This window comes from Arenimonas sp. (assembly GCF_019459675.1).
Lineage (GTDB): Bacteria > Pseudomonadota > Gammaproteobacteria > Xanthomonadales > Xanthomonadaceae > Arenimonas.
In genome coordinates this window covers 1-2,014 of the sequence record NZ_JAIBFH010000127.1, presented here as the reverse complement: position 1 = coordinate 2,014, position 2,014 = coordinate 1, and the positions used below count along the sequence as shown (strand labels likewise).

The window sequence follows — 2,014 nt, the reverse complement described above, 5'->3', positions numbered from 1 at the left end:
CCCGGCCGCCGGGCGGTAATGCGCCCGCCGGGGTGGACGCGGGCAGCGCATGCCCGGCCCGCCGCAGCCAGGTTTCCAGGTTCGGCACGCGGCGGTGGTCGATGTTGCGGTCGGGGCGGCGCAGGCCCCACAGCGCCGGGTAGGCGGCGAAATCGCGCCGCATGTCCTCGTGCACCGCCTGCTGCAGGTCCAGGCCGGTGGCGCGCAGGGCGCGGATAACCACGTCGGTGCAGACGCCGCGGTCGGCCGGCACGTCGCCGCCCGGGTAGGCCAGGCGCACGTAGCTGCCGTCATAGAAACGGGTGACGCCGACCTGGGCGTGGGCGGCCTCGAGCAGCTGCTCGCGCCCGCCCGCGAGCGCCGGGGAAGCCAGGGCCGCCAGCCACAGTACCAGCAGCAGCGCCAGGCGCCGTGCCATCAGGTGTTCTGCATCACGATGTTGGGGAAGGCGATGGCCTTGTTGCGTGCCTGCACCGACAGCCGGGCCGCGGTGCGACGGGCGATGTCGCGGTAAGCCAGGGACAGGGCCGAGCCCGGGTCGGCGGCCACGGTGGGCGTGCCCGAATCGGCCTGCTCGCGGATGTGGATGTCCAGCGGCAGCGAGCCCAGCAGGGGCACGTCGTACTGTGCAGCCATTTTCTGGCCGCCGCCGGCGCCGAACACGTGTTCGCTGTGGCCGCAGTTCGAGCACACGTGCACCGCCATGTTCTCGACGATGCCCAGCACCGGTACGTCCACCTTGGCGAACATCTGCAGGGCCTTGCGGGCGTCCAGGGTGGCGATGTCCTGGGGCGTGGTGACGATGACCGCGCCCGACACCGGCACCCGCTGGGCCAGGGTGAGCTGGATGTCGCCGGTGCCCGGCGGCAGGTCGATCACCAGGTAGTCCAGCCCCTGCCAGCGGGTGTCGTTCAATAGTTGCTGCAGGGCCTGGGTGACCATCGGGCCACGCCAGATCATCGGCGTGTCCTCGGCCACCAGCAGGCCGATGGACATGGCCTGCAGGCCATGGTTGCGCTTGGGTTCGATGGTCTTGCCGTCCGGGCTGTCGGGCCGGCCGGACAGGCCCAGCATCTTGGGGATGCTGGGGCCGTAGATGTCGGCGTCCAGCACCCCCACCGTGGCGCCCTCGGCCTGCAGCGCCAGGGCCAGGTTCACGGCGGTGGTGGACTTGCCCACCCCGCCCTTGCCCGACGCCACGGCAATGATGTTGCGGACCTCGGGCAGCGGTGTCAGGTCCTTCTGGACCCGATGGGCGTGGACCCGGGAAGTGACCGTCACCGTCGCCTGCTCAACCTCCGGCAGCGCCTCGAGCGCCTGGCGGACCAGGGCCTCCAGCGTGGCGTGCCAGCCGGCGGCGGGGTAACCCAGCTGGATCTCGACCGCCACTTTCGACCCGTCCACGCCCACGCCACGTACGGCGCCCGACGAGATCAGGTCCTGTTCACAGTGGGGGTCCTGGACCAGGCCCAGGGCAGTGCGTACGGCGCTTTCGGTCGTCATTCGTAAACTCCTGTTATGCCAAGAGTTTACACCGCCACCCGGCCTTCACGAACGTAAGTGCGCCAAGACTAAGGACAGGCACTTGCCATAGGCTGCCTACCTTGTGTTACGTTCCGGTTAAGGCGCGGTCGGAAACGGCACGTGTCCGAACAAAAAACCCGGCTACTCACCGACCCGCTACCGACTCAGGGGAGTCAATTAATGAACACTGCTTCCGTTCCCGCTTACCGTCGCAACCTGCTCGCGCGCTCGCTGGCGCTGGCCCTGACCCTGCCGCTGGCCGCCACGGCCTTCGCGCAGACCACCGCCGCCACCGAAGACGAAGACGAAGACAGTGCCGAGGAGACCACGGTACTCGACGCCGTCACGGTGGTGGGTTCGCGAATCAAGCGTTCCGAGATCGAGGGCCCGTCCCCCGTCGTCGTGATCAGCCGCGAAGACTTCGAGCGCGAAGGCTTCCGTACCGTCGGCGACGCCCTGCAGACCCTCACCCAGAACACCACCGCCAGCT

The 2,014-nt window shown here is 69.2% G+C and carries 3 protein-coding genes; 1 reads left to right on the top strand and 2 read right to left on the bottom strand.

Going from position 1 to position 2,014, the window contains the following annotated elements:
• A partial coding sequence (locus K0M70_RS04550) for a DUF1287 domain-containing protein (protein ID WP_290779870.1) occupies positions 1-418 on the bottom strand: 418 nt, incomplete at its 3' end.
• Complete coding sequence (gene apbC / locus K0M70_RS04545; protein WP_290779868.1) at positions 418-1,503, bottom strand: iron-sulfur cluster carrier protein ApbC; 1,086 nt, start codon at positions 1,501-1,503, stop codon at positions 418-420. The genes K0M70_RS04550 and apbC, both read right to left, overlap by 1 nt.
• A gap of 201 nt (positions 1,504-1,704) precedes the next feature.
• Between apbC and K0M70_RS04540 the strand changes: the two genes are divergently transcribed.
• The coding region (locus K0M70_RS04540) for a hypothetical protein (protein ID WP_290779866.1) at positions 1,705-2,014 on the top strand (310 nt) is incomplete at its 3' end.

What these genes read in the sequence shown, in the direction of transcription:
- apbC (WP_290779868.1), bottom strand. Translation starts at nt 1,503, where the DNA reads ATGACGACCGAAAGCGCCGTACGCACTGCCCTGGGCCTGGTCCAGGAC.